Origin of the sequence: Cupriavidus sp. CuC1 (assembly GCF_044627735.1) — a bacterium.
In the GTDB taxonomy this organism is placed as follows: Bacteria; Pseudomonadota; Gammaproteobacteria; order Burkholderiales; family Burkholderiaceae; genus Cupriavidus; species Cupriavidus ulmosensis.
This window is the reverse complement of sequence record NZ_JBIUHC010000156.1, coordinates 1-23,095: the sequence shown is the minus strand read 5'-3', so window position 1 is coordinate 23,095 and position 23,095 is coordinate 1. Positions and strand designations below refer to the sequence as shown.

At 64.7% G+C, this 23,095-nt stretch carries 20 protein-coding genes and 1 tRNA gene; 9 read left to right on the top strand and 12 right to left on the bottom strand.

Annotated elements, in window-relative coordinates:
* Positions 1–206 precede the first annotated feature (206 nt).
* Positions 207–2,285 carry a hypothetical protein gene (locus ACGLHR_RS41420; RefSeq protein WP_400101577.1) on the bottom strand — a complete coding sequence of 693 codons (2,079 nt, stop codon included), beginning with the start codon at positions 2,283–2,285 and terminating at the stop codon, positions 207–209.
* A 255-nt stretch (positions 2,286–2,540) separates the two neighbouring features.
* On the opposite strand from ACGLHR_RS41420, the gene ACGLHR_RS41415 reads away from it, so the two are divergent.
* Both ACGLHR_RS41415 and ACGLHR_RS41410 read left to right on the top strand, forming a co-directional pair.
* On the top strand, positions 2,541–2,753 hold the full coding sequence (locus ACGLHR_RS41415) for a hypothetical protein (protein WP_400101575.1): 213 nt from the start codon (positions 2,541–2,543) through the stop codon (positions 2,751–2,753).
* Between the two features lie 141 nt (positions 2,754–2,894).
* A tRNA-Met gene (locus ACGLHR_RS41410) sits at positions 2,895–2,970 on the top strand.
* A 65-nt stretch (positions 2,971–3,035) separates the two neighbouring features.
* Here the strand turns inward: ACGLHR_RS41410 and ACGLHR_RS41405 are convergent.
* Positions 3,036–3,221: a hypothetical protein gene (locus tag ACGLHR_RS41405; protein WP_400101573.1), complete on the bottom strand. Its 186-nt coding sequence runs from the start codon at positions 3,219–3,221 to the stop codon at positions 3,036–3,038.
* Between the two features lie 124 nt (positions 3,222–3,345).
* Complete coding sequence (locus ACGLHR_RS41400; RefSeq protein WP_318238517.1) at positions 3,346–3,996, bottom strand: TetR/AcrR family transcriptional regulator; 651 nt, start codon at positions 3,994–3,996, stop codon at positions 3,346–3,348.
* Positions 3,997–4,188: 192 nt separating this feature from the next.
* Between ACGLHR_RS41400 and ACGLHR_RS41395 the strand changes: the two genes are divergently transcribed.
* The 3 genes from ACGLHR_RS41395 (at position 4,189) to ACGLHR_RS41385 (ending at position 7,484) form a co-directional block, all read left to right on the top strand.
* Positions 4,189–5,760: a flavin-containing monooxygenase gene (locus ACGLHR_RS41395; protein ID WP_400101571.1), complete on the top strand. Its 1,572-nt coding sequence runs from the start codon at positions 4,189–4,191 to the stop codon at positions 5,758–5,760.
* A gap of 63 nt (positions 5,761–5,823) precedes the next feature.
* Complete coding sequence (locus ACGLHR_RS41390; RefSeq protein WP_400101569.1) at positions 5,824–6,762, top strand: alpha/beta fold hydrolase; 939 nt, start codon at positions 5,824–5,826, stop codon at positions 6,760–6,762.
* A gap of 464 nt (positions 6,763–7,226) precedes the next feature.
* Positions 7,227–7,484: a hypothetical protein gene (locus ACGLHR_RS41385; protein WP_318237912.1), complete on the top strand. Its 258-nt coding sequence runs from the start codon at positions 7,227–7,229 to the stop codon at positions 7,482–7,484.
* A gap of 26 nt (positions 7,485–7,510) precedes the next feature.
* On the opposite strand, the gene ACGLHR_RS41380 is transcribed toward ACGLHR_RS41385, so the two are convergent.
* From ACGLHR_RS41380 to ACGLHR_RS41370, 3 genes are all read right to left on the bottom strand, one after another.
* Positions 7,511–7,717: a hypothetical protein gene (locus tag ACGLHR_RS41380; protein WP_400101567.1), complete on the bottom strand. Its 207-nt coding sequence runs from the start codon at positions 7,715–7,717 to the stop codon at positions 7,511–7,513.
* A 175-nt stretch (positions 7,718–7,892) separates the two neighbouring features.
* Positions 7,893–9,410 carry an MFS transporter gene (locus ACGLHR_RS41375; RefSeq protein ID WP_400101565.1) on the bottom strand — a complete coding sequence of 506 codons (1,518 nt, stop codon included), beginning with the start codon at positions 9,408–9,410 and terminating at the stop codon, positions 7,893–7,895.
* A 131-nt stretch (positions 9,411–9,541) separates the two neighbouring features.
* Entirely contained in the window at positions 9,542–10,297 is a 756-nt protein-coding gene (locus ACGLHR_RS41370) for a hypothetical protein (protein ID WP_400101563.1), read from the bottom strand.
* 437 nt (positions 10,298–10,734) lie between these two features.
* On the opposite strand from ACGLHR_RS41370, the gene ACGLHR_RS41365 reads away from it, so the two are divergent.
* Complete coding sequence (locus ACGLHR_RS41365; protein WP_400101562.1) at positions 10,735–12,159, top strand: DUF1254 domain-containing protein; 1,425 nt, start codon at positions 10,735–10,737, stop codon at positions 12,157–12,159.
* A gap of 235 nt (positions 12,160–12,394) precedes the next feature.
* On the opposite strand, the gene ACGLHR_RS41360 is transcribed toward ACGLHR_RS41365, so the two are convergent.
* Both ACGLHR_RS41360 and metE read right to left on the bottom strand, forming a co-directional pair.
* Positions 12,395–14,506 (bottom strand): TonB-dependent receptor family protein, encoded by a 2,112-nt coding sequence (locus ACGLHR_RS41360; RefSeq protein WP_400101560.1) that lies wholly within the window; start codon positions 14,504–14,506, stop codon positions 12,395–12,397.
* A 257-nt stretch (positions 14,507–14,763) separates the two neighbouring features.
* Positions 14,764–17,148, bottom strand: coding sequence for a 5-methyltetrahydropteroyltriglutamate--homocysteine S-methyltransferase (metE, locus tag ACGLHR_RS41355; RefSeq protein ID WP_400101558.1), 2,385 nt, complete (start codon positions 17,146–17,148; stop codon positions 14,764–14,766).
* A 145-nt stretch (positions 17,149–17,293) separates the two neighbouring features.
* Between metE and ACGLHR_RS41350 the strand changes: the two genes are divergently transcribed.
* Positions 17,294–18,223 carry a LysR family transcriptional regulator gene (locus tag ACGLHR_RS41350; protein ID WP_400101556.1) on the top strand — a complete coding sequence of 310 codons (930 nt, stop codon included), beginning with the start codon at positions 17,294–17,296 and terminating at the stop codon, positions 18,221–18,223.
* A 20-nt stretch (positions 18,224–18,243) separates the two neighbouring features.
* Here the strand turns inward: ACGLHR_RS41350 and ACGLHR_RS41345 are convergent, their stop codons facing one another.
* Both ACGLHR_RS41345 and ACGLHR_RS41340 read right to left on the bottom strand, forming a co-directional pair.
* Entirely contained in the window at positions 18,244–19,173 is a 930-nt protein-coding gene (locus ACGLHR_RS41345; protein WP_400101555.1) for a sugar kinase, read from the bottom strand.
* 90 nt (positions 19,174–19,263) lie between these two features.
* Complete coding sequence (locus ACGLHR_RS41340; RefSeq protein ID WP_400101553.1) at positions 19,264–20,295, bottom strand: SPFH domain-containing protein; 1,032 nt, start codon at positions 20,293–20,295, stop codon at positions 19,264–19,266.
* Between the two features lie 156 nt (positions 20,296–20,451).
* On the opposite strand from ACGLHR_RS41340, the gene ACGLHR_RS41335 reads away from it, so the two are divergent.
* The gene (locus tag ACGLHR_RS41335; RefSeq protein ID WP_400101551.1) at positions 20,452–21,165 is read left to right on the top strand and encodes an NUDIX hydrolase; all 714 of its coding nucleotides are present in this window, start codon (positions 20,452–20,454) and stop codon (positions 21,163–21,165) included.
* An 80-nt stretch (positions 21,166–21,245) separates the two neighbouring features.
* Here the strand turns inward: ACGLHR_RS41335 and ACGLHR_RS41330 are convergent, their stop codons facing one another.
* Positions 21,246–21,566, bottom strand: a complete 321-nt coding sequence (locus ACGLHR_RS41330) for a hypothetical protein (RefSeq protein WP_400101549.1) — start codon at positions 21,564–21,566, stop codon at positions 21,246–21,248.
* 173 nt (positions 21,567–21,739) lie between these two features.
* On the opposite strand from ACGLHR_RS41330, the gene ACGLHR_RS41325 reads away from it, so the two are divergent.
* The gene (locus tag ACGLHR_RS41325; RefSeq protein ID WP_045240794.1) at positions 21,740–22,210 is read left to right on the top strand and encodes an Lrp/AsnC family transcriptional regulator; all 471 of its coding nucleotides are present in this window, start codon (positions 21,740–21,742) and stop codon (positions 22,208–22,210) included.
* 16 nt (positions 22,211–22,226) lie between these two features.
* Here the strand turns inward: ACGLHR_RS41325 and bluB are convergent, their stop codons facing one another.
* Complete coding sequence (gene bluB / locus ACGLHR_RS41320; RefSeq protein WP_400101546.1) at positions 22,227–22,904, bottom strand: 5,6-dimethylbenzimidazole synthase; 678 nt, start codon at positions 22,902–22,904, stop codon at positions 22,227–22,229.
* Between the last annotated feature and the right edge of the window lie 191 nt (positions 22,905–23,095).

The window sequence follows — 23,095 nt, the reverse complement described above, 5'->3', positions numbered from 1 at the left end:
CCCGTGTGAAAGTAGGTAATCGCCAGGCTCTCCCTTGAAACCCCCCAGTACGAAAGTACTGGGGGGTTTTGCTTTTGCGGCGGCGATTTCGAAAGCAATATGACCTGCTCATCCGCAATAAAAAAGGCCGGCGAATGCCGGCCCTCCCTAAGCGCTATCGCAACTGACCATTGCCAGCTGCGACAGCATTTCGGTTAGCGTTTCAGTTACCGCACCGTACCAACAATGCGCACGAACTTCTGCGTGTCGTCCGCGGTGGTGGATCGGATTTCAACGGTACGCTGGTCGCCCGCCAGGCCAAAGGCCGGAAACACGGCAGTGCTGCACGACGTCAGTGCGCTGGAAGCAGAATTGGCTGCACTGACCGTATCGCTGCGAGCGGACCGCGCTACAGGCAACCCTTGAATCAGCACACGCTCCGGCAGTGGCACCGCGCTCTGCAGGGAGCCAAACGCCAGGGCACGGTCGACAGGCTCCGCGTTTTGCGTCCAGCTGATCCGCGTGGCGGACTGCACGGCAGTCTTGCTGCCGCCCGTGGTGACAAAGTCCAGGCTGCCTGCGTCGATGCTGTTCCAGGTCTGCCGCGCCAGTACCGACGGCGTGAGCACGCTGCCGGACGTAGTCACGTAGAACGTATCGTCCGGCGCTGCCAGGCTGGTCTTGTAGCTGTAGTCGAGGTTGCGGTTCCACACCTCGAACTTGTAGCGGCCATGGGCCGGAAGGCTCTCGATGGCGGAGTCGGGCAGGGCAGCAGACAGGTACGTGTTGCCACCGCTGGACAGCCCGCCCCATTTCACTGCCTGGCTCCTATCGATCGCCGTGGCCGCCAGGACCACGGTGCTGCTCGATTGCCCGCTGTTGCTGATGGTCTGGTTCGGCGACACAGGATCGTCAGCCGCGTAGGTCAGCGATCCGGCCTGATTCTGTACCACCAGGTTGCTGTAGCTGCCGCAAACGCGCGAGCGGGACAGGGTGACGCCTGCATCCGGCAATCCCGGGCCCGTCACCCTTACCAGTTGCACATTCGTGCCCGAACCTCTGGCGGGGTTGAACAGAAAGCGCAGCGAACTCTCATAGCGCGATACGATTCCCTGCGCCGATTGCGGATTCAGCTCGGTGACCTTGCTGATTCGCCGCGTGACCGCGGCTTCGTAGCTGCGCTGGTTGCCCGTCAACTGCCAGCCAGTGGGCGCGCGATTGGTGACAAGGCGCGTGATGTGGTCGGTGGATTTGTCGGTGCGAACGAAGGGCAGGCGTACCAGCGCGGTAGCCTGGTTCTGGGCATTGGTCGAATTGAACAGGACAACCGGCGCCTCGAACTTCGCGCCCTTCATGTCGCTCGCATTCAACAGGGTAATCAGGTCGTCGCGAGCGGTGTAGCTGTTGTTCAGGTAATCGCTCGAGAATGCGGTGCTGCAAGCGCCAAGCACGCTGGTGCCATCCGCACGGGCGGCGGGATCCAGCGCAAAACAGGCCTGAAGGGCGGCACGGATGCCTTCGAACGTCGCGGCGTTGGTCTTGACTTCGGGCTTGGGCAACGCCGGCGGAGGAGACACCAGCGAGTCCGCCGTCAGGAGGACTTCGTGCGCGGCATTGTTGCCGCTTACCACGGAGCCGGTGCTCGTCAGCTTTGCACCGCTCGCGGTCAGCGTGACCCGGATGACGTCGAGGACGCTATCGGCGCCTTCCCCCTGCTTGCTGAGCGGCGTGGAAATCGGGTCGAAGGCGGTGGGGTCCAGCCCCGCATCGCTCGTGACATTGGCAAGCACGGAGCGCAGCAAACCGACGATTTGCTGTACCTGGGCGTTGCTTGCCTTGCTGCCAAGCACCGACGACTTCGTCAGGTCGAGGGGGTCGCCACCAACCAGCAACGCCGCAACGGCGGTCGTCAGCGGCGTCACGTTGACAGTGGCCGAGCCATTGGTTGGCTTGGTCGCCAGCACCGAGACGTAGGTCAACTGGTCGCCCCCGCTGCTGCCCGTAGCGACAACCGCGAACGGTGCACGGAAGGCGGCGACATCGAATTCAAAATGGCCACTGCCATCCGCGGTGCTGCTGCCCACGACTTTTCCGTCGGCGTCATAGACGGTGACCAGGGCATTTGCCATAAAGGCGCCGCTGGCTGCCGTGCCTTGCAGCGTCACCTTGGCAGCCGGGCTAGCCGCCGTGCCGCCGTCTCCACCCCCACCGCACGCGCTCAATACAGCGAGCGTAATCGCTGCAACTGCGGGCGTTAGCAGGATGCGGCGATTCATTCCCGACCTGGATTCGCCTAGAATATTCATTGGTTTTCCCTTTCATTATTATCTGTAGACACAGCGGGTTTTCGAGTCCCTGGCCACGCTGGGCGTGAAGGTTACAGGAAGAGACGCTGACAGCACCTCCCCCCGACGGTGGGGTTAATCCGTCATTTTTGCAAAAAATGACATTTGGCATTCCGCGTATCGAGGGACACCGGCCCTGACGTGAATGAAAAGCCCTGCGCGTGCTAGGATCCAGCGAGATTTCGATGAGCAGCGTGCAGGGGAGCCAGGACACAGATGGAAAGCGGCATCACGGAGTACAAGGGGTACGTAGTCCACGTCTTCTGCAAGACGATCAAGGACGGTTTGCACATCGCGTCATGCGCGATCTGGGAGGACGGGGCGGTGGTGCAGGATTCCAAGTCCATCGGCCGCAATCACGCCACGCCAGCCGACGCAAAAATCGCGGCTTACGAGTGGGCGAAACAGTGGATAGATGGAAATAGCTGAGTGGCGCCAAAGCGGCTGCGTGCACTCGCGAGCGTAAATGGAGCAGCAGTCGTCCCATGCCAAAAGAACGGGCCCTAGCACTTTTCAGTTCTTTTTGTATTAGGACTATCCAGATGCCGCCAATCCGCGTATATTCTCTTTCGCGGGGTGGAGCAGTTGGCAGCTCGTCGGGCTCATAACCCGAAGGTCGCAGGTTCAAGTCCTGCCCCCGCAACCAAATTCCAAAAGCCCGTCCGGTTCAAGCCGCACGGGCTTTTTGCTTTGTCGCCTTACAGTTGTGCGCTAGGCGAAATCACCCGGCGGGTCGTCGGGGATGGTCCACTTGATCGGCTTTTCTTCAGTGGCCGGTGGCGGCTTCTGCGATCGCGAAGTGGGTTGGGGTGCAATCTGGGACAGGAGTTGAGCGGACGATACATTGACGGTTTCCTCATCGCCGTCTTCTGACCAATACCTGAGCGTCACTGACATGTTCCTCTCCGGTAAGTGACTCAAAGAACCCCAGCTGCCGCCATTGCGCAGGAGGGGGCCAACACTTACCTTAGGAGCATTTGGCGTCCTTGCCTGTCGTCAATGGCGATGGCTGCGCGCTGCATCAGCCTTCGCTTGGCTGGATATTCAGCAAGCCTGTGCCGGCCTGCGTGAGGAAGGGCGAGAACAGGCTCATGACCTGCGATGCGCCCCAGTTGATGTGCTCGCGCTTGATGGCATCGATGCCGTGGCGGGACCGCAGGTAGTCGATCCAGTAGGTGGACACGATCCACGTGTTGACGACCAGTTGGTCAAGCTGTTCGGGCGTGGCGCGCAGCAATCCTTGCGCTTGCATGGCGCCGAACACGCGACGGACATCGCGCTGTCCGTCGTTGGCCAGCGCTTCGGTGCGCAACCTCAGGGTTGGCGCCAGGCTGCGGATGGACGCCGCGTCGCGATAGAAGAAGCGCCACTCCCACATCAGGTTGAACCAGCCGCTCAGGTAGCCCGCGAAACGGTCCGGTGCATCGCCTTGCGCCAGATCCGCGACCGAGGTGTCGCGCAGCGCCCGCTCGAAGTCATCGAACAGGGCTTCGAGGATCTGTTCCTTGCGGTGAAAGTGATAGTAGAGATTCCCTTCCTGGATGCCGACCGCCGAGGCGATCTCCGCAGTGGTCACGACGACCGGCCCGCGCTCGTTGAACAGGCTCAGGCAAGCGTCAAGGATGCGCTCGCGCGTCTTGGGGCGCCGGGTTGGCGCGCCTTGCACCGTCATGGTCGGTAACTCCCTGCATGTTCCGTTATCTGCATGTTCACACGGTGGATGATTAGGGGTAAGCCCTAGTTTTGGCAATCCCGGTTGATTAATTAGGGTGAACACCCTAGTCTAGTCTGAAGACAGCACGGATGCACCGTGAGAATGCGACGCGGCAAGCGCCGGCTCGGTTTGGCCAACAGGAGACAATCGATGCTATCAGGCAATGCGGAGCACCCGCATCCCGAAGTTCACGCCGGCACGGCGGCGGCAGGGCGCCAGGACGAGCCGGCGCAAGGGGAAGCGGCGGCGCAGCACGTCGATGTACTGGTGGTCGGGGCGGGGCTCTCCGGCATTTGCGCTGGCTACCACCTGCAGACCAGTTGCCCGGGCAAGACCTACGCGATCCTGGAAGGACGCGACGCAATCGGTGGCACGTGGGATCTGTTTCGCTACCCCGGCGTGCGGTCCGACTCGGACATGTACACCCTGGGCTTCAGTTTCCGCCCGTGGCGAAGCGAAAAATCGATTGCCGATGGTGACTCGATCCTTGAGTACATCCGTGGCACGGCGAAGCAATTCGGCATCGAGCGGCACATCCGCTTCGGCCACCGCGCGTCGCGTGCGTCGTGGTCTTCCGAGACCGCACGGTGGACGGTCGATGCCACGGTAGGCCCGCAAGGCACGCCTGCCCGTTTTACCTGCAGTTTTCTCTACCTGTGCAGCGGCTACTACGATTATGCGGACGGCTATATGCCTGGGTGGCCGGGCATGGAGCAATTCAATGGCCGTGTGGTGCACCCTCAGCACTGGCCGGCCGACCTGGCCTACGACGGCAAGCGCGTGGTCGTGATCGGTAGCGGTGCCACGGCTGTCACGCTGCTGCCGGCGATGGCCGAGCGGGCGGCCCATGTGACCATGCTGCAACGTTCGCCAACGTACATCGTGGCGCGCCCATCCAGCGATGCTGTCTCCGCATGGTTGCAGCGGCGGCTGCCGGCGGCGATGGCGCATCGCGTCACGCGCTGGAAGAACGTGCTGCTGAGCATCTACTTCTACAACCTCTCCCGCAAAAAGCCGGACCTGGTCAAGAGCAAGATCCTCAAGGGGGTGCGCGCGCAACTCGGCCCGGACTACGATATCGACAAGCATTTCACGCCGTCTTACAAGCCATGGGACCAGCGGCTCTGTCTTGTGCCTGACTCGGATCTGTTCAAGTCCATCCGCTCAGGCAAGGCTTCGGTGGTCACCGACCAGATCGAGTCGTTCACCGAAAGCGGCCTGCTGTTGCGTTCCGGCGAGCGGCTCGACGCGGATGTCATCGTCACGGCCACCGGGCTTCAATTAAAGGTGGCCGGCGGGATGAAGATTGAGGTGGACGGCACCCCGATGAACCCGGCACAGGCTTTCATGTACAAAGGCATGATGTATAGCGATATGCCTAACCTGGCGGTCGCCATGGGCTATGTCAACGCCTCCTGGACGCTGAAGGCGGAGCTCTCGTCGACCTACGTGTGCCGCCTGATCAATCATATGGACGCGAAGGGCCATGCCTGGTGCGCGCCGCGCCGCACGGATCCGGCCTCCGATGAAGAGCCTTCGCTCTCGCTGAGCTCCGGCTATGTCCAGCGGGCCAGCAACATCTTGCCCAAGCAAGGCGCCAGGCGGCCATGGAAGGTACATCAGAACTACCTGTTCGACCTGATGGCCCTGAAGTTCGGCAAGGTGGAAGACAGCGAGATGGCGTTCGGCCGTGCCGGCGCCGCTGCCTCGGTGAATGGCTAACGGATAATGAACGGTTAATGGTTGACCGTAAGGCTAAACGTTAAGGATTAAGGTACATACGCAATGACCATATTGATTGCCTGCATCGTCGTGGGCACTGTCGTTCTGCTTGGGTTGGTGGCATTCTCCGGCCTGATTGCGCGCAAGGTGGAAAAAGCGCTGCCGCCCAAGGGGAAGTTCATCGAGATCGATGGCGCCCGACTCCATTACATCGACAAGGGCGAGGGCCCGGTCATCGTGATGGTCCATGGGCTCGGGGGGCAGACCGGCAATTTTTCCTACGCATTGCTGGGGAAGCTGACCAGCCGGTTCCGCGTGATCCTGGTCGACCGGCCCGGCTCGGGCCATTCGACCAGGCCACCGGCGATGTCGGCTCGCCTGAGCGTGCAGAGCACGGTCGTGGCCAAGTTCATCCGTGCGCTAGGCCTGCAGAATCCGCTGTTGGTCGGGCACTCCCTGGGCGGCGCGGTGGCGCTTGGCGTTGCGCTCGATCATCCCGGCACGGTCGGCGGGCTGGCGTTGATTGCCCCGCTGACGCATCCGGTGGAAGGCGTGCCGCCGATGTTCCGCGCGCTGTCGATTTCCTCGGCCACGATGCGCCGCGTGATCGCGTGGACGTGGGCGATCCCCCGGTCTATCCTGCGTGGCAAGGCCATGGTCGAACTGGTCTTCAGCCCCGACCGGCCGCCGCACGATTTCGGCACCGTGGGCGGCGGCCTTCTCAGCCTGAGGCCGCGCAGCTTCTATGCCACTTCGACAGATATGGTCAGCGTGGAGGAGGACCTGCCGTCCATGGCGCAGCGCTATGCCTCGCTGGCCTTGCCGATCAGCATCCTGTACGGGACCGGGGATGCCGTGCTCGACTGGCAGGCCCAGGGCAAGGCGATGAAGGACAAGCTGCCGGCGCTGGATCTCGAACTTGTCCCCGGCGGCCATATGCTGCCGGTCACGATTCCCGACCAGACCGCGGCCTGGCTCACGGCGGCTGCCGCGCGGCTCTGACGCGGTGCGCGCCAGTCGCTGCGCTGCAGGCTAAGCATCGATGGTGAAGCCGATCGCCTTGATGAACTCGCTCCAGCGCAGGTAGTCCGCCTTGACCTGCGCGGCGAAGGCGGGTGGCGTGATGGCTTGCGGCGGCAGCCCGCTGACGCGGCGGTGTCTCTTTAGGGCGGGGTTTTCATGCTTCTAAATTAGCCGCGCCAGCAGCTAGAAGCACTAAAACACCGCCCACTCACGCTATTCTGCATCAGCAGCTAGAAGCATGAAAACCCCGCCCAGCAAGCGCCAAAACCCGCGTCAGCGGGCTACAAGCAATACACATCGCACACTTCCCCCAACCTACAATTCCTGCCCCAAGCTCAACAGACTTTGCGAACGAATCAGCGGAACGGGACACTAGCTGCCCGGTCGAATCGCGCGGGATCGCTCATGCTACGATCCTGCCTCTGAATCAAAGTGAGCTAACTATGTCGACTGCCTTCCTGATACTCAATCCGGCCCCGTCCGAAGATGGCGAGCAAATCGGCTTTTCCATTGTGGCAAACGGCGTGGACAGCAGCGGCTTCGTGTCGCGCTCGGCGTTGGACGAACTGGCCCAGGGCCAGATTGGCAGCCACCTGGACATTTTCGAGCGCAATCTCGACCGCATCCAGGAAGCGGCCTTGCAGAAGTGGTCTGCGGACCCATCTCTTAACCCCGTCATGCTGGGGGACCACGACTTCTGAGCGGGTCACGAGGACCCCGGCTCGCGCTACGCCTGCGAGAACGAGCGGACCAGCTTGGTCTTCAGTGGCCAGGGGCGTGACGCGAGAATCCAGATGCACAGCAGCGGCCCGATGAACGGTAGCAGCGCCAGATACGCGTAGGACGCACCAAAATGGGCCGCCTTGAATACCTTCCTGAACGGGAAGAACCACAAGGCTTCGAAGAATAGGAATCCGAGTAGGTAAAGCGTCATGATTGTGCTTCCTGTGCGGCTCGCCTGGCGAGGCATATGCCTCGCACCCGCATTGTAGAGCCCATTCGTTTGCTCACAATCCCGCCACTTTGGGGGATTTTTACCGGTGCGGCATCCATATCCACGTCGCAATTCCGTGCCTCGCCGAGTCCTCCGATCCCCCCTTTGACACGGCTTAACGCAGCGCGCGCTGCGCCACTGCGACCAGCGCCACGCCCACGCACGCCACTGCCAGCAGCGCGAACAGATTGCTCACCGCAATCAGCTGCGCCTGCTGGTCGATCAGCGCCGACCAGCGCATCAGCGTGGCGGCGTCAAAACCATCGGGCAGGTCGAACGGCGTAATCCGCGCAACCAGCTGTGTGCGTGCCATGGCCTCGCCATACTGAAGCCACAGGCTCGCCACGCCAGTGCCGCCGGCAGTTGCGATCTGGCGCACGATGTTCTTGAACTGATAGGCGTGGGCAAAATCCTCGACGCTGAAGTCCGCATAGGTCAGCCCCGCCACCAGCGCCAGGATGAAGGGCGTGGTCAGGCTTTGCAGGGTCAGGGCCGGCAGCAGGACGGCCATGGAGGCCCCCGGCATCATTCGCTGGCTCAGCAGCCAGGCCGCGCCGGCAAACATGAAGTACCCCAGGGCGATGTAGCGGCGCTGTCCCGTCAGCCGGGTACCGGCGTAGGTAAATGCGCACAGGCCCGCGAAGCCGATCAGCCCGGTGATGGTGAGCACCTTGCCGGCGGTCTGGAAGCTGAAGCCCAGCCCGGACTGCAGCGTGGTGGGCACCACATAGCCCCATAGCCCATTGAGGAAGTAATACAAGGTGTAGAAGCCCAGGCCGACCAGGTAGCGGCGGCCGAACAGCAGCTTGGGATTGAGCCAGGGATCGGGGTGGCGATGCTGGTGGACGAAGACGCATGCCACGAGCGCCAGCCCGACGATCGGGGTGATCGCTACCGACGGCGAGTTCGCCAACTCATAGAAGCGCAGGTCGCCCAGGCCGTGCAGCAGCACCAGCGCGCCCGCGCCCAGCAAGATCACGGTCACCCAATCCATGCCGCCGACATCCACCTCCCACGGTGCCAGCGAGGCCGCGACCCGGCGCGGATAGGAGACCAGCACCAGCAGTATCGCCGCGGCCGACATCCCGGCCTGCACCACGAAGATCATCCGCCAGCTCGCATCCTCCACCAGCACCGCGGTAATCCATGGGGCCAGTGCCGCCAGGCCCATGCCGCCGGCATTGAAGCCCAGGAAGAGGGGCCGGCGCTCCTCGCGGGCCGCTGCCAGCTGGATGATGATGCGCGACGCGGTGAACAGGCCGCCCGCGCCCAAACCTTGCACGGCGCGCGCCAGGCTCAGTTCGAGCGACGTATTGCAGCCGGCGCACAGCGCGGCGCCCACGGTGGCGATGACCAGGCCGAGCAGCGTAAATCCGCGATAGCTGATGTCCTGCGCGATGCGCCGCAGCACCAGGTTGGCGACGGTGGCCGCAGCGGCATAAGACGTGAGGCTCCAGAGAAAATCCTCTGGCGAGGCGTGAATGCCGCCCCGGATATGGGTGCCCGCGACGCCCATCATGGATGACGCCACGAAGTCCACGCCGGTGGTGCAGCCGAGGGTAAAGGCGAAGAGATAGACCTGCGCATCTGACAGATCGGGGTGTTTGCCCAGCATCGCGCTGCCAGTTGCCATGACGGTCCCATCCATCGTGTAGAAGCAATTCGCAGTCTGGCGCCGCCGGGGCTACGACCCGCTTACCCAGTATCGGCGAAATGATCCGGGCGCCCAAGCGGAACCGATGGGGGATGAGAGGTGGGCGTGGCTCAGGCCCGCGGCCTGGTGTGCTGGAACGTGTCGAGCAGCCAATCGCGGAACGCGCGCCATGCGCGCGGCACCATGCTGAGCCCTGCGGTCAGTCCGGGGTCATAGTAGTGGACGATCAATGAACGGCGCTCGCCAGTTTCGGCATGCAGGTTGGCATGCAGCGTAAGGAAGCCGTTGAACGCATAGACATTGCTCGGCACGCAGGCGATGCGGTCGCACCTGTGCTCGGCAAGATGGCGGAAGGTCTGCGCGCGGCGCACCACGAAAGGCAGGTTGCGCAACAGGATCAGCCGGATCTTCGCAGCGATGTTCGACATGGCCGTCACCGCATGGCGTTGGTGCCGGTAGATGATCAGGTCCCCGTTTTCCTGGGTGGCCTGCGCCTCCTGCAGTGGAACCAGCAGCGTCAGGATATGGGAGTCATAGTGCCGCAAGTGACTCTGGGCGGGCAAGCCGCTATTGACACAGCGCAGCACGCACAGTGGCGGCTCGCCGTTGAGTTCCCACCCGGCCTTGCGCGCCCATCGTCTCGAGATCTCGCAGGCCTGCCGCTCCGCCAGCGCAAAGCTCTCGTTTTGCCGCAGCATGTCTGCAAAGTGCGCTGCTGCCTGCGTGGCGCGGCGGCCATCTGCCGGCCGCCACGTTTCCCGGCTGGCGTCGATTGCCGCGTTGATCTCGTCGAGCAGATGTCGAGTCACGACGCCTTCGAATACCTGGAGCCCGGGCGGCTGGGCGTCGATGTCGTAGTCACGCATCGCATGTTGCTCCGCTTACCGCCCTGTTCCGCCCAGTCCAAGGCCGGGAAGGAGGCGATATGTTGCGGCCGGCCACAAATGGCCCGCCGCTACCGGACGAGGTGTGGCCCGCGCTGCCGGCCTTCCTCCTGATGATCTAGCGCAGGCCGCGGCTGGCATCGATCGGTGTTGCCTGGGAAGGAAACGCGGGCGGTTCCATGTCCGGTGCTATGAATCTACGGCTTCAGAGCGTTACCGAACGGACAAAACTGCTTGCAGATCCGCCAGACGGCACAATCCGAGTCGCTCCGCATGCGGGCCTTCCGGCGTATTTGACAACTTCGGTTGCCGGGAACATCATCGCCTGGGGAAAATAGACGCGCCTCTGTGTAGCGATGTCGCTCGTTCGTCGGCGAAAAGCGCATGGAAGGTGGCCATTCCGACGAGGAACCGGGGTCATGATTATTTCGCTACGCCGAATTGCGAGCGCGCTTGCGCTCGGTCTGCTGTTGTCTGCCTGCGCCGCGGACCCGCAAAGTTCCGCGGTGCCGCAGCCAGCCTCGCCGCCGCCCGACGGGGCGATCAAGGCGTTATCTGCCCAGATTTTTGTCTACGCCTATCCGCTGGTGCTGATGGATGTCACGCGTGAGGTCATGACCGCGCGCGTGCCGGCCAATACCTTCTCGCATAAGCGTAGTTTTCCGGACGCCACCTTCACCGACGTGGTCAGCCCGAATGCCGATACCCTTTACTCAACGGCATGGCTGGATTTGTCCTGCGGCCCGGTGATTCTCTCGCTGCCCGATACGCACGGGCGCTATTACCTGATGCCGCTGATGGACGCCTGGACCAATGTCTTCGCGACGCCGGGCAAGCGCACCGCAGGCACCAAGACAGCGGTCTACGCCGTAACGGGTCCGATGTGGAGTGGCACCTTGCCGCCAGGTGTCACGGAAATCCGCTCGCCGACCGAGACGGTGTGGCTGATCGGCCGCACCCAAACCAATGGCAAGCAGGACTACGCGGCGGTTCGCCGCTTGCAGGACCAGTATCGCCTGGCACCGCTCTTGGCCTCGCAGCGCGGCGGCAAGGCGCGGCCCAAGCCCGCCCAGGCGATGCTGCCCGAAGCGGTTCCCGTGGATCTGGAAACGCCGCCCGTTGAGCAGGTGGCGGCGATGGACGCGCAGGCATTTTTCACCCGTTTCGCCGAACTGCTGCCGGCCAATCCTCCGGCAGCGGCCGATGCGGCCATGGTGGAAGCGATCAAGAAGCTCGGGATCGTTCCGGGCATGCCCTTCTCCGTGACCGCGCTGGAGCCATCGACGGCCCATGCGGTGCAGGAGGGGGCCACCACGGCTCTGGCGGGCATCGTGGCCATGGCCAAGCGCGGCGGCAGCGACGGGGACGGCAAATGGACCGTGCACCGGGACCTCGGCAACTATGGCACGGCCTACGGTAAGCGCGCGCTGGTGGCCTGGGTCGGGCTTGGCGCCAACCTGCCGGCGGACGCCCTGTATCCCAGCACGCGTGTCGACGCCGCTGGCAAGCCGCTGAATGGCGCGAATCGCTATGTGCTGCATTTCAACAAGGGCCAGATGCCGCCGAGCGAGGCCTTCTGGTCGCTGACGCTCTACAACGACAAGCAGGCATTTGTGGCCAATCCGCTCAACCGCTACGCAATCGGCGATCGTGACCGGCTGCGCTACAACCGGGATGGCTCGCTCGATATCTATATCCAGAACGCGCGCCCGGCGGGCAAACGGGTGGCCAACTGGCTGCCGGCGCCGCCGGATGCCTTCAACCTGATGATGCGGGTGTATTGGCCCCGGCAGGCGATGCTGGATGGCACGTGGAACGCGCCGCCGGTGCACAGGGCGCAGTGATGGCCGGTCTCAGCCCCGCGCCGAGATGAAAAAAACCCGCCGAGGCGGGTTCAGATTGCTGACAAAGCCGGATCTGCGTTGCCGTGCTCCCCTCTACCCCTGAGGGGAGAGGGAGAGACAGCCGTCGTCATGGCGCGCGGCTTTGGCCTGTTCGGCGGTTTCGGCTTGTGCATCAGGTTTGTCAGCAGCCTGAAAAAACCCGCCGAGGCGGGTTTTTTCATGACAACGCGCGGGCTCAGAACTTGTATTTGACGCCGGCGTAAAGCGCGCGGCCCGAACCGGGATAGAACACGGCCGTGTTGGCTGTCCGCGCGTCGGCCACGGTGCTGAAGTCGCTCACATAGCGCTTGTTGCCGAGATTGCGCGCATCCAGGAACACCGTCACGCCGCGCTGGAATTCGTAGCTGGCCTGCAGGCCAAACAGCACGTAGCCAGGTGTGCGCAGCGTGTTGGCGTAGTCTACATAGGCGCCGCCCGGCACCCAGTCGATGGTCCCGGCAACCCGCAGCCCGGCCGTGCGGCTGTAGGCAACGGTGGTGCGCAGCACGTGCTCGGGCACGCCGGCGATGCGGTTGTTGCGGTACTGCGGATCGTTGTCGAAGCGGAAGTCGCTGTAGTTCCAGAGTTGCGACAGCGTGAGCTTGTCGCCCGAGCCAAACAGGTTCTGCAGCACGTCGCCGGAGACGCCCAGTTCCACGCCTTGCAGCGTGGTGCGGTTGGCGTTGAAGGTGGCGGCCGGGATATTCGGGTTGGTGGTGTATTGCAGCAACTGGTCGCGCACCAGCGAGCGATAGGCCGTCACGTCCCAGGAGAAGCGTTCGCGCTTGCCCCGCGTGCCCAGCTCCAGCGTCCAGCCGCGTTGCGCGCTCAGCGGCACGAATCGGGTGGTGGTGGCCATGGTCTGGCTCAGGTCCGTGAAGTCGGGTACGTCCGCGCTGCGCGTGATGTCGGCAAATGCCTGCACGTCTTGCACCGGCTCCCACAGCACGCCGAACTTCGGGTTCACGCCGCTGTAGGTGGCGCTGTCGGACTTGGCCGTGGGATTAGCCGGCAGACCGCCATAGTCTTGATAGCGGCGCACATTGCGGTAGGCCTTGGCGCCGGCCATCAGCGCGACGGTCGGGGTCACGTAAAGGCGGTCTTCGAGATAGGCCTCATAGTTGTACGCATCCTGCGCGGCATTGAGCGTCTGCGCGCCGCGGTTGCCGGCGTTGTTGACGTACTGGCGCGCATCGTTGTTGCCGCCGAAAAAGCGCGCACCGACGATGAGCTGGTTGCGCAGGCCGCTGATGGTTTGCGTGCCGGTGTAGCGCGGCGCGAAGCCATAGGTCCAGTAGTCCTGGTCGATGACCTGGAAGATCGGGTGATACAGGCTCTTGTGGATGACCCAGGTGCCGAAATCGAGCTGGCCGCTGTCGAGCTTGACGGTAGTGACATTGGCCACGCGCTCGGTGCGCGTGTTGCGCGCCTGGTCGCCGGCCAGCGCGGCCGGCGCCGCCTTCTTCGGATAGTTCAGCGCATCGTTGAGCGACAGCGCGCCGGGTAGTTGCTGGTCGACGATATAGGCGCCCAGGTAAAAACGGGTTTCCACCGCCGCGCTGAACCGATAGCCGAAGTTGGCGTTGAACTGCTCGTACTGGCCGCGCTCATGCGCTCGGAATCCGTCAGAGTGGTTGACGCTCAGGTTGGCCAGGAAGTCGAACGCGCCGATCTGGCGCGAGACCTGGCCGCTGGCGCGTGCCGTGCCAAAGCTGCCGCCATCGATGCGCACCTGGTTGGGCGCATCGGCGGTGAGCGCGGTTGGCGTGGTGAAGTTGATCGCGCCGCCCAGCGTGGTGGTGCCGTAAGCCAGCCCGTTGCCGCCCTTGTAGATTTCGGCCGCGCTCAGGCCGAGCGGGTCGATCTGGTAGTAGTCGCCGCTGCCGTCGGCAAAGTTCGTGGGAATGCCGTCCTGCAGGATATCCAGGCCGCGCGCATGATAGCCGCGCGCAACGCCCGAGCCGCGGATCGACAGGCGCAGCTCCTGGCCGTAGCGCTCCTGCACATACACGCCGGGGGCGTCCTTGAGCACGTCGCGCAGGTTGCTGGCGTAGGTATCGCTATAGGACGCGGCGTCGACGAAGCCGACCGAGCCGGCCGTCCGCTCCAGTGCCTGTTTTTGCTGCTGCACGTTCGGCGCGGTGAGCGAGCCGGGGGCCTTGGCCGTCACGGTCGCGGTGGGCAACGTGACAGCCGCATCGGGTGGGGCGGGCCCGGTGGCCTGTGCCAGGGCGGCGGTAGTGAATGTGGTGAGGGCGGCGGCGGGCAGGGCGGCGGCGCGCTGCGTCCAGTGTCTGGCTCGAGTCATGATTTCCCTTGTGGCGCTGGACCTGCTTTGGGCCGCGCCTTTTAACCGTGCTTGGATAGCCGCGTACGATACGAAAGGGTACGTGACGTGCGCTATGTGACACAGTGCCGCAACGTGCGTCCAAGGACTTCTGGCGGGCGCAGTGCGGCGTTTTGCCGCTTGCGCGCAAGGGGAAGCAAGACGGCCAACGGGCCAGCATGCGATGCATGCCGGCCCGTTGGCCGGGTAGGGCTTGGCCTGGCTCGACAGGGCTCGAATCAGGCCGCCTGGCTGGCGCAATCGACGCAACCCGCCGCGTGCGCCGCGCCATGGTGTGCATGCCCGCCCAGGCCAGTGCGACGGGTGGCGCGCTGCCACGTGGTCGCGCTGTCCTTGCCGATCTGCTCGCGCAGGCTGCGCGCGGCGGCAACCATATTGGCCAGCGCGGCTTCGGTTTCGGGCCAGGCGCGCGTCTTCAGCCCGCAGTCCGGATTGACCCACAGCCGTTGCGGCGGAATCACCTCGCAGGCGCGCTCCAGCAAGTGCGTGATGGCTTCCACGCTAGGCACGCGCGGCGAGTGGATGTCGTACACGCCCGGCCCGATCTCGTTGGGGTAGTCGAACTCGCCGAAGCCTTCGAGCAGCTCCATGGCCGAGCGCGAGGTTTCGATGGTGATCACGTCGGCGTCCAGCGCGGCAATGGCGGGCAGGATGTCGTTGAACTCGGCGTAGCACATATGGGTGTGGATCTGCGTTTCGTCCGCCACCGAGGCGGCCGAGATCTTGAACGCGTGCACGGCCCAGTCCAGGTACGCGGCCCAGTCGCCCTTGCGCAGCGGCAAGCCTTCGCGCAGTGCCGGCTCGTCGATCTGGATGACGCGGATGGCGGCCTGTTCCAGGTCCGAGACCTCGTCGCGGATCGCCAGCGCGAGCTGCAGCGTGGTGGTGGCGCGGGGCTGGTCGTCGCGCACGAAGGACCATTGCAGCATGGTGACCGGGCCGGTGAGCATGCCCTTCATCGGGCGGTCCGTCAGCGATTGCGCATAGCGCGTGGTTTCCACCGTCATCGGCTCGGGGCGGTACACATCGCCGTAGATCACCGGCGGCTTGACGCAGCGCGAGCCATAGCTTTGCACCCAGCCGTTTTCGGTGAAGGTGTAGCCGCACAGCTGCTCGCCGAAGTACTCGACCATGTCGTTGCGCTCGGCTTCACCATGCACCAGCACGTCCAGCCCGAGCGCTTCTTGCTTGCGCACGGCGGTCTCGATTTCACCCCGGATGCGCTGCAGGTAATCCAGCGCGCCGATGTCGCCGCGGCGGTAGGCGGCACGCGTCTGGCGGATTGCCGGCGTCTGCGGGAAGGAGCCGATGGTGGTGGTCGGCAGCGCCGGCAGCTGCAGCGCGGCGCGCTGGCGTTCGATGCGGGTCTGGAACGGGCTCTTGCGCTCCGCCATGGCAGCGGTGACTGCCGCCACCCGTGCCTGCACCTGCTGGTTGACCACGCGGCGCGAGCTGCGGCGCGAGGCCAGTGCGGCATCGGCGGCGGCCAGCTCGGCAGCGACCGCTGTCTCGCCTTGGTTCAGGGCGCGGGCCAGCACGTTGACCTCGGCCAGCTTCTCCGTGGCGAAGGCCAGCCAGGTCTTGATCTGCGCATCGAGCTTGCGCTCGCCCTCAAGCGAGACCGGCACGTGCAGCAGCGAGCAGGACGGCGCGACCCACAGGCGCTCGCCCAGTTCGGCATGCAGCGGCGCCAGCACGGTCAGTGCGCGGCGCAGGTCGGCGCGCCAGATGTTGCGGCCGTCGATCACGCCGGCGGACAGCACCGCGCCGGCGGGCAGCACCTTGCGCCAGGCGTCGAGCTGCTGGGGCGCGCGCACCAGGTCGATGTGGAAGCCTTGCACCGGCAGGGCGGCGGCGCGCGCGGCGTGGTCGGCGGCGCTGTCGAAGTAGGTGGCGAGCAGCAGCTTGACACCGGATTTGGCCAGTTCCGCGTAGGCACCGTCATAGGCATCGAGCCATGCCGGCTCCAGGTCCAGGCACAGCGCGGGCTCGTCGATCTGCACCCATTCGATGCCGCGCTCGCGCAGGCGGGCCAGGATGCGGCCATAGGCGGCCACCAGGCCGGGCAGCAGGCTCAGGCGGTCGAAGCCGGCCACGTGGGTCTTGGACAGCCACAGGTAGGTGACCGGCCCGATCAGCACCGGCTTGGCGTTGAGGCCCAGCGCCAGCGCTTCTTCCACTTCGTCGAAGAACCAGTCCACGCCGCCGTCGAAACGGGTGTCGGGGCCGAGTTCCGGGACCAGGTAGTGGTAGTTGGTGTCGAACCACTTGGTCATTTCCATGGCCGGCTGGGCCTTGTTGCCGCGGGCCAGCTCGAAGTACCGGGCCAGGCTCAGTTGCTTCGGGTCGAAGCCAAAACGCGCGGGCAGGGCGCCCAGCAACGCGCTCAGGCCCAGCACCTGGTCGTAGTAGGCGAAGTCGCCTACCGCCACGCTGTCCAGCCCGGCTTGCGCCTGGGACTGCCAGTGGCGCTGGCGCAGGCCGGCCGCTACCTGGCGCAGGCTGGCCTCGTCCGTTTCGCCGCGCCAGAACGCCTCCTGGGCGAATTTCAGTTCGCGCTGGGCGCCGATGCGCGGAAAGCCAGCGATATGAGTGCGTGCCATGTAATGCTCCGTATTGGGAATGTGACGATGGCGCCCAGTGTGGAATCCAACGTAAAATGAATCAAGCGATAAGATTTAATCAACGTATGAATCAATTTCATATCACGCCTACCCGGCGCCATTCTTCCCAATCCAGGAGCAAGCCGTGATCGAAGTCAGGCACCTGCGCTCGCTGGTGGCGATTGCCGAGTCCGGCAAGCTCGCCATGGCCGCGCAACGCGTGCACGTCAGCCAGTCCGCGTTGTCCCATCAGATCAAAGGCATCGAGGCGCATTACGGCCTGCCGCTGTTCGACCGCACCCGCCAGGGCCTGCGCTTCACCCCGGCCGGCGACCGGCTGCTGGCGCTGGCGCGCGAGACGCTGGCGGCCATCAGCACGGCCGAGCGCGACCTGGCCCGGCTCAAGGGCGACACGCACGGCGAGCTGCGCATCGTGCTGGAGTGCCATACCTGCTTCGACTGGCTGATGCCCGTGATGGACGAGTTCCGCCGGCGCTGGCCGGAGGTGGAGGTGGATCTGGTGGCGGGCTTCCACGCCGATCCCCTGTCGCTGCTGGCCGAGGGCCGCACGGACATGGTGATCGGCTCGATGCCGCCGGCCAAGCGCGGCCTGACGGTGGCGCCGCTGTTCCGCTTCGAGATCCTCGCGGTGATCGCCAACGAGCATCGGCTGCGCAACAAGCGCCGGATCGAGGCGGCCGACCTGGACGGCGAAACGCTGATCACCTACCCGGTGCCGGAGCAGCGCATCGACTTGATCCGGGAAGTGCTGGAGCCCGCCGGCATCAAGCTGCAGCGGCGCACGGCGGAGCTGACGGTGGCCGTGCTGCAACTGGTGGCCAGCCGTCGGGGCGTGGCCGCGCTGCCCAACTGGGGGGTGAAGAACTACGTCGACCACGACTACGTGCTGGCCAAGCGCATCGGCGCCAAGGGTTTGTGGAGCGAGCTCTATGCCACCACCCCGGCGCCGCTCGCCCAGCGGCCCTATGTGCGCGACTTTGTTTCCATCGTGCGCGATACCTGCGCGGCCGAGCTGGACGGGATCGAACTGTTGCCGGAGGGCGAACTAGCGTGAGGTGAGTAAAGAGGGCGACGCTACTGCACCAGCTGCCCGCTGCGCTCGGCCACCCCGATGCGGGCCTCGGTGCCCGCGTTGAATTGCAGGAAATCCGCTTCGATGCCGTCGCTGAAGATCACGCCGGTCTCGGGCATCAGCGAGCGCAGCACGATCTGCTCGCCGCGCGGCACGTTGCCGTAGACCAGCGTGGCCTGGCTGGCGCGGCTCGGAAAGGGCTCGCGCACCGCAAACACCAGCCGGTCGGTATCCCAGGGCAAAGACTGATACGGCGTTTCGGCGCCACCGTCCGCCTGCGCGATGGCGCGCGCGCCGGTCACGATGCTCTTGAGCCAGGCGGTGGACCCCAGCCCCGTGGAGACAATGACGCCACTCGATGACTGCACCTCGCTCTTCGCGCCGAGCTGGATCTCGTAGCGCGCCGAGGTGTGGCTGCGCGGTCCGATAAAGAAGTCGTTGACCGCGTACAGCACCTGCTGGTCCGACAGTTCGGCGCGCGCCATGGTGACCGGGCGGGCGGGGCGGCGGTCCTGCATGGCTTCTGCCAGCACGCGCGCCAGGTCGCCCACCTGGAAGGGCAGCAGCACGCCGTCGTGGCGCGCGGGATCGGGGTTCACGCCGATGAGCGGCTGGCCGTTCAGGTATTTCATGGTGTTGGCAACCAGGCCGTCCTGGCCCAGCGCCACCACGATGTCTTCCGGCCCGAACAGGAAGTTGGGCAGGAACTGGCGGTCCACCACCTGCCGGCGCAGGTAGTGCGACAGCACGGCGACCGCCTGTTCGCGCGCAGCAAGATAGGTGTCGTGCTCGCGCTGGTAATCGGTGATGTCCGCGCCCAGGTGTTCCAGGTAGAAGCGTGCCTGCGCCAGCGAGTGGTAGCGCGCCAGCAGCGCTTCCAGCCGTGTCTTACGCGTCACCAGCACTACCTTGCGATCGGCGGTTGCGCCCATTTTCCTGGTTCCTTCTTCTTGTAACTGCTTAATGCCGCTTAAAGCGTCTTAAAGCGTCTTAAAGCGTCTTAAAGCTGCGCTGGTCTTCGGTTATCTTGCGCGGCTGCTGCTCGCAGGTGCAAGCAGTGACTGAAGCAGCTCCGGCGACATATTCAGTTGCCCGATCTTCTCGGCCTTGTCGGCAATCCCGCCAAAGGCCTGCGCGATCAGCTGGCCCGGCGCCATGCCCGATGCGGCCAGCGCCTGCACGATGCGCGCGTCGGCGCCCTGCAGTGCCTGCATCACGGCGCCCAGGCGGTGCGCCTCGGCCTCGGCGGTGGTGCGGGTGTTGTCGGCCTCCAGGCCCACGAACTCCTTGCGGCGTGCTTCCAGCGTGATCTGCGCCTCCATGGTGCTGGCCTCCAGTTCCGCCTGCTTCTTCTGCACCGCGGCTTCAGCTTCCATCTGGGTTTCGCGGATCGTGCGCTGCTTGAGTTCCACCGCCACTTCGGTGTCGAGCTCGCTTTCCTTGATGGCGCGTTCGTTTTCCACCGCGGCGTTGCGGCGGGCATAGATGGCGTCGTCGGCCGCCTTCAGGATCTGCTCGCGGACCTCGGCTTCCAGCGCTCGCGCGGTTTCGGCACGCGGCTTGACGGCCACCATCGAGAACGACAGGATTTCCAGGCCGAGCACCAGCACGTCCGGATGCGCCTTGAGCGCGGACTCGACCTGGCGCGCCATGCGGTCCGACGCCTGCAGCGCGGTGCGCAGCGTTTCGGCGCTCACGGCCTGTTGCACCAGCACCTCGACCACGCCCTCGACGCGGGTGCGCAGGTTCTGCGGATCCTCGGAGATGTAATTGCGGCCATCCGGCTTGAGCGCGAAATTGAGCATGGCGGCTGTCTTGCGCGGCTCGATGATGCGGTAGGAGAGGTTGCCTTGCACGGTGACGGACTGGAAGTCGGTCGTGATCAGCTCGAAGATATACGGCAGGATCTGGCTGCCTACCGGCACGGCAACGAGAGACGTGGTGGGCGCGTAGTAGTAGAACGACTGGCCGCTGCCTTCGCGGATGATCTTGCCGCTCTTCATCTGCATCAGATAGGTGGTGGGATCAGCCTTGATGAATCGGATACCGAACATGGTGGTCCTTTCCGGTGGTGTTGTTGGGCTTGCCGGCATAGGGTGGCAGGCATTAAGTGTGTCTGTACCACTAATATAAGTGTGGCTGAGACACTTGTCAATCTATAATCCGCCCCTGAACTGCCTGCACTGCCTACTTCCAGGATCGCCCGCCCTATGACGAAAGCCGCCACCACCGCATTCCCCCGTCCGCTGACCACCGTCGACGTGGTCATCCTGACCATTCGTGCCGGGGCGCTGCAGGTCCTGCTCGTGCAGCGCCCGCAACAGCCCGGCGAGCCGTTTCCCGGGCAATGGGCCCTGCCGGGCGGCTTTGTCGATATCGAACGGGATCAGGATCTGCAGGGCTGCGCGTTGCGCAAGCTTGCGCAGAAGACCGGGGTGAACAGCCCCTATCTGGAACAGGTCGGCAGTTGGGGCAGCGCCAGGCGCGATCCGCGCGGATGGTCCACCACCCATGTCTATGTCGCGTTGTTGGCGGATGACACGCTGGCCCCAGAGAAGGGCGGCAATGCCGCCGACCTGCGCTGGGCGCCTGTTATGGGAGCCGGCGTGGGCATGCCGCTTGCCTTTGATCACGCCACGCTGCTGAGTGCGGCGTTGGGGCGGGTGCGGGGCAAGACCGAGTACACGTCGCTGCCCGCGCATCTGCTGCCCTGCGCCTTTACGCTCGGCGAACTGCAGCATGTCTACGAGATCGTGCTCGGCCGCCCCCTGGAGAAAAAGGCCTTCCGCACCCGCATGCTCGCCGCGGACTTGCTGGAAGACCTTGGCGCGCAAAAGGAGACCGGGCGCCGCCCGGCCTCCTTGTACCGGTTGCGCGAGCAGGCTGGCCTGGTCTACTTCACGCGCAGCTTCGAGCAGCGCTGAATCAGGTGGGCGCGCAGCTCACGGCGCCAGCGACGACAGCGGTGGGAGACGACGGAGCATGGCACAGCCTCGGCAACGGGCTAGGCCAATTCTAGCGAAGGTTCCACCACGTCCCGCCGCGCCTCGGCGTGCGCCGGCGCTTTGGCGGCACGCTCGCCCGGCGCCGCGAGTTCGAAGACCTCCAGCACGTCCGCGCCGTTTTCCAGGCGCCTGACGAACAGGTCCAGCCGGTCCGCATCGTCCGCGCCGACCGACAGCGTGAGCTGGTAGGGCGCGGCCGCTTGCCCGAAGCACAGGTCGATCAGGTGCAGGCCGGTGCGGCGGGCGTTGGCGAGCGTCCATTCGATGGCGCCGAAGAGGTCAGTGCGGTCCAGCCGCAGGGCGAGGTTCAAGGTTGACATGGCGTTGGCGGCAGTTTGAGTTGGTATTTGTGGCAGCGAAGGCATGCGATAAATTTACCAGCGCCACCCCAGAATGGGTTTCTTTATTGCCTCCGGTTTTGATCTATTTGGAGATGAATTATCTATGGGTGGTAGAGTTATGGGAGATTCCTTCCTTATGATCGGCAGAAGACATGGCAACCTCCCCAAAACTGGATGAAACCGACCGCCGCATCCTGCGCGCGCTGCGGCGCGACGGCAGGCTCTCCAACCTCAAGCTGGCCGAGCAGGTTGGCTTGTCGCCCACGCCGTGCTGGAATCGCGTGCGCGCCCTGGAGGAAAGCGGCGTGATCGAGGGCTATGCGGCCCTGCTGAACCAGAAGGCGCTTGGCCTGCCCGACACGGTGCTGATCGAAGTCACGCTGGACCGGCACGACGACGACATGCTGGACCGCTTCGGCGAAGCGCTGGCCGAATTGCCGGAGGTGATGGAGGCGTACCTGCTCACCGGCGAATACGATTACCTGATCAAGGTGGCGGTGGCAGGCACCGAAGGGTACGAAGAATTCCTGCGCCACAAGCTCTACAAGCTGCCGGGTTTGCGGCACAGCCATTCCACCTTCGTGCTGCGCTGCATGAAGCGGGAGCCGTCGGTGGCGCCTTGAGCGGCCCGATGGTGCTTCAGGCGTCGGACCGGTCCCAGGTGTCCGTGGACATCAGATCCGCCAGCGGGCGCCCCTGGCGCCAGCCTTTCAGTTCCAGCATCGGCGCGGGATAGAAGGCCGCCACGGGACCAAGGCAGAGAATGGCGATAGGCTGGCCACCCGGCGGCAGCCGTAAGAGCGCAGCCAGTGCATCCGGCGCGAACATCGAGACCCAGCCCAGCCCCAGGTTCTCCACGCGCGCCGCCAGCCAGAGGTTTTCAATGGCGCAGGCCGCCGAGCACAGCGCCATCTCGCCCGGCATGGTGCGCCGGCCAAACACCGTGCCATCGTCCGGCGCCATCGCCACCACCAACAGCTCGGCGCACTCGCGCACGCCCTCCACCTTCAGCCGCAGGAACTCGCCATCGCGCTCGCCCAGCGCCATCGCCGTGTTCTGCCGCTCGGCCTCGACCAGCGCGGCGATTGCCTCCCGCAGGGCGGGATCCGCGACGCGGATAAAGCGCCATGGCTGCATCAGCCCCACTGAAGGCGCGCTGTGCGCAGCCTGCAGCAGGCGCATCAGGACACGCTCATCGACCGAGGCGCCCGCAATGAAATGCCGCATGTCGCGGCGCGACGCGATGAGGCGGTAGAAGCTCTCTTGTTCCTCGGGCGAGAAAACGGCGGAGTGGCTTTCGGTCTGGGGTGCGGGCATTGCGGGGAGGGGGACGGCAAAGCCGGCATTGTAAGCCCCGCCTAGTGTCCCGTTCTGCTGATTCGTTCGCAAAGTCTGTTGAGCTTGGAGCGGGAGTTGTAGGTTGGGGGACGAGTGCGATGTGTATTGCTTGTGGCCCGCTGACGCGGGTTTTGGCGCTTGCTGGGCGGGGTTTTGATGCTTCTAGCTGC

What these genes read in the sequence shown, in the direction of transcription:
- ACGLHR_RS41420 (WP_400101577.1), bottom strand. Translation starts at nt 2,285, where the DNA reads ATGAATATTCTAGGCGAATCCAGGTCGGGAATGAATCGCCGCATCCTG.
- ACGLHR_RS41415 (WP_400101575.1), top strand. Translation starts at nt 2,541, where the DNA reads ATGGAAAGCGGCATCACGGAGTACAAGGGGTACGTAGTCCACGTCTTC.
- ACGLHR_RS41405 (WP_400101573.1), bottom strand. Translation starts at nt 3,221, where the DNA reads ATGTCAGTGACGCTCAGGTATTGGTCAGAAGACGGCGATGAGGAAACC.
- ACGLHR_RS41400 (WP_318238517.1), bottom strand. Translation starts at nt 3,996, where the DNA reads ATGACGGTGCAAGGCGCGCCAACCCGGCGCCCCAAGACGCGCGAGCGC.
- ACGLHR_RS41395 (WP_400101571.1), top strand. Translation starts at nt 4,189, where the DNA reads ATGCTATCAGGCAATGCGGAGCACCCGCATCCCGAAGTTCACGCCGGC.
- ACGLHR_RS41390 (WP_400101569.1), top strand. Translation starts at nt 5,824, where the DNA reads ATGACCATATTGATTGCCTGCATCGTCGTGGGCACTGTCGTTCTGCTT.
- ACGLHR_RS41385 (WP_318237912.1), top strand. Translation starts at nt 7,227, where the DNA reads ATGTCGACTGCCTTCCTGATACTCAATCCGGCCCCGTCCGAAGATGGC.
- ACGLHR_RS41380 (WP_400101567.1), bottom strand. Translation starts at nt 7,717, where the DNA reads ATGACGCTTTACCTACTCGGATTCCTATTCTTCGAAGCCTTGTGGTTC.
- ACGLHR_RS41375 (WP_400101565.1), bottom strand. Translation starts at nt 9,410, where the DNA reads ATGGCAACTGGCAGCGCGATGCTGGGCAAACACCCCGATCTGTCAGAT.
- ACGLHR_RS41370 (WP_400101563.1), bottom strand. Translation starts at nt 10,297, where the DNA reads ATGCGTGACTACGACATCGACGCCCAGCCGCCCGGGCTCCAGGTATTC.
- ACGLHR_RS41365 (WP_400101562.1), top strand. Translation starts at nt 10,735, where the DNA reads ATGATTATTTCGCTACGCCGAATTGCGAGCGCGCTTGCGCTCGGTCTG.
- ACGLHR_RS41360 (WP_400101560.1), bottom strand. Translation starts at nt 14,506, where the DNA reads ATGACTCGAGCCAGACACTGGACGCAGCGCGCCGCCGCCCTGCCCGCC.
- metE (WP_400101558.1), bottom strand. Translation starts at nt 17,148, where the DNA reads ATGGCACGCACTCATATCGCTGGCTTTCCGCGCATCGGCGCCCAGCGC.
- ACGLHR_RS41345 (WP_400101555.1), bottom strand. Translation starts at nt 19,173, where the DNA reads ATGGGCGCAACCGCCGATCGCAAGGTAGTGCTGGTGACGCGTAAGACA.
- ACGLHR_RS41340 (WP_400101553.1), bottom strand. Translation starts at nt 20,295, where the DNA reads ATGTTCGGTATCCGATTCATCAAGGCTGATCCCACCACCTATCTGATG.
- ACGLHR_RS41335 (WP_400101551.1), top strand. Translation starts at nt 20,452, where the DNA reads ATGACGAAAGCCGCCACCACCGCATTCCCCCGTCCGCTGACCACCGTC.
- ACGLHR_RS41330 (WP_400101549.1), bottom strand. Translation starts at nt 21,566, where the DNA reads ATGTCAACCTTGAACCTCGCCCTGCGGCTGGACCGCACTGACCTCTTC.
- ACGLHR_RS41325 (WP_045240794.1), top strand. Translation starts at nt 21,740, where the DNA reads ATGGCAACCTCCCCAAAACTGGATGAAACCGACCGCCGCATCCTGCGC.
- bluB (WP_400101546.1), bottom strand. Translation starts at nt 22,904, where the DNA reads ATGCCCGCACCCCAGACCGAAAGCCACTCCGCCGTTTTCTCGCCCGAG.